Below are 2,645 nucleotides of genomic sequence, written 5' to 3' on the forward strand. Positions count from 1 at the left end.
TTTTGATACTACCATTGACATGACTTTAACATTCCCATTCAACGATGCCAATATGATTGCAGACTGGGCACTAGGAAAAGTAATATATTGCTATCACAACGATATCATTCATGGAACAAGCTACAAACTACTGGATCCTCTTTCAAACACGTCAAGGGAACAGGCTGTTGTTCTCATAAACAGAACATACCTTTCCTTTGAATAATCAAATTCATAGCGTAATTCAGCAGTATGAAAGACAATTATCAGTCTTTCATACTGTTTTTTATTTATTAAGATGCGAAGGAAAGTTTCCTAAGCTAATAAAAAACTGTTGATATCTGAATATTTCATCCAGTTATCAACAGTTTAAGTAATATCTTTAATTTACAGCTTTGCTATGTCGTTTCTATATTGCTTCTTTTCAAATTCTATCTTTGGAACATTTTCATATATTCTTTTTCTTGCTTTTTCAATGCTGTCTGCAACACAAGTTACTCCAAGTACCCTTCCACCATTTGTTACTACATCATCACCGTCAAACTTTGTACCAGCGTGGAAAACTATTATATCGTCATCAACACTGTCAAGGCCAGTAATAATCTTACCTTTCTCATATTCTTCCGGATATCCTCCTGAAGCAAGGACTACTGTTACGCTTTCCTTTTCATGCCACTCAAGGTCTTTATGGCTGAGGTTTCCTTCTATTGTCTTAAGCATTACCTCTACAAGATCGGATTTCATTCTTGGAAGAACAACCTGTGTTTCAGGATCTCCGAATCTCACATTAAATTCAAGAACCTTTGCTTCGTCGTTTTCTATCATGAGACCTATGAAAAGAATTCCATGATAGTCTATTTCATCTTCTTTGAACCCATCTATAATATTACTTAGAATATTTTCATCCAGATATTTCTGCAACTTGTCCGTATATATGGGATTTGGAGAAAAGCATCCCATTCCACCAGTATTCAGTCCTTCATCATTATCAAAAGCCTTCTTGTAATCCCTTGCACTTTCCATCGGAATTATCCTGTCTCCGTCTACAAAGCATAGTAGCGACGCCTCTATTCCTGTAAGAAACTCTTCTACTACTACAGTATCTCCAGCCTCTCCAAATTGTCTGCTTTCCATAATGGACTTGATGCCATCTACAGCCTCTTCCATCTTCTCGCAGATCAATACTCCCTTACCAGCAGCAAGTCCGTCAGCCTTTACCACAAGAGGTTCGCTGAAATTCTCAAGTCCTTCAAGCGCATCCTTTGGATTGTTATATACTCCATATGCTGCTGTAGGAATATTGTACTTTTCCATAAACCTCTTGGAGAAAGCCTTGCTTCCCTCAAATTCAGAAGCCATCTTGTTTGGCCCAAAAGCCTTCAGTCCTTTTTCCTTCAATCTGTCTGAAAGTCCAAGTACAAGTGGTACCTCAGGCCCAATTATTGTTAAATCTATATTGTTCTCAAGGGCAAATTCCACAATTGCATCAAGGTCATCAACCTTTGTATCAATACACTCTGCTATTTCTCCAATGCCTGCATTTCCAGGCATACAATAAAGTTTTTCCACAAGAGGGCTTTGATTGACCTTCCAGCAGATTGCATGTTCTCTTCCACCGCTTCCTATTACTAATACTTTCATTTTCTACTCCTAGTGTTTAAAGTGTCTCATGCCAGTAAATATCATAGCTATTCCTGCATCATTACATGCCTTTATAACCTCTTCATCCCTAATTGATCCACCAGGCTGAATAATAGCCTTGATTCCAGCTTCAACTGCAACCTCTATTGAGTCTGCGAATGGAAAGAATGCATCTGATGCAAGGGCTGAACTTTCAAGACTGTCTTTTCCTAGATGTTCAATAGCATGATCGACTGCTTGTTTTGCAGCCCAAATCCTGCTAACCTGTCCAGGTCCTACACCTATTGACTGCTTGCCCTTTGCAATGGATATTCCATTTGATTTAGCATATTTTACTATCTTCCATGCAAACATCAAATCATCCATTTCCTTTTCACTTGGCTTTCTGTCCGTTACAACCTTGATTCCTTCATCAGAAAGAAGTTTATTATCTATAGTCTGTACAAGAAGACCGCCCCCAACCTTCTTAAGGTCGTATGCATCATCGGGTTGTTTTTCTTCTATATTTTCAAGCTTTAGTATTCTTATATTCTTCTTACTCTTTAATATTTCAACAGCTTCTTTAGTATAAGAAGGAGCAACTACTATTTCGATGAATATCTTGTTGATTTCCGCAGCAGTTTCAGCGTCAATCCCCCTGTTTACAACTACAATTCCACCATAAATGGAAACAGGATCAGCAGCATATGCCTTCTTATAGGCATCAATAAGCTTTTCACCACTTCCTACTCCACATGGGTTTGCATGCTTGCAGGCAACAACAGTAGGCTCGTCAAATTCCTTTACAAGTTCAAGAGCACCATTCGTATCATTTATATTATTGAATGAAAGTTCTTTGCCGTGAAGCTGCTCAGCATTGGCAAGATAACCTTTCTGCTTGTTTACTTCCTTATAGAAGGCCGCCTTCTGATGAGGGTTCTCACCATATCTCATGTCTTGAACCTTTTCGAAAGTCATAGTTAGTGTTTCTGGAAGTCCTTCAACCTTTCTTTCCTTTCTCATATAGTTGGCAATAAGTGTGTCGT

3 protein-coding genes are annotated in these 2,645 nt (G+C 38.4%); 1 reads left to right on the forward strand and 2 read right to left on the reverse strand.

What is annotated here, in order from left to right; translation table 11 throughout:
• A partial coding sequence (locus AC3AX0_RS07505; RefSeq protein WP_487549688.1) for an S-layer homology domain-containing protein occupies positions 1-205 on the forward strand: 205 nt, incomplete at its 5' end.
• 161 nt (positions 206-366) lie between these two features.
• Here AC3AX0_RS07505 and purD read toward each other — a convergent pair.
• Positions 367-1,620: a phosphoribosylamine--glycine ligase gene (purD, locus tag AC3AX0_RS07510; protein ID WP_487549689.1), complete on the reverse strand. Its 1,254-nt coding sequence runs from the start codon at positions 1,618-1,620 to the stop codon at positions 367-369.
• Between the two features lie 9 nt (positions 1,621-1,629).
• Positions 1,630-2,645, reverse strand: a 1,016-nt coding sequence (gene purH / locus AC3AX0_RS07515; protein ID WP_487549690.1) for a bifunctional phosphoribosylaminoimidazolecarboxamide formyltransferase/IMP cyclohydrolase, incomplete at its 5' end; no start/stop codon positions are given.

Source organism: Dethiosulfatibacter sp., from assembly GCF_983023055.1.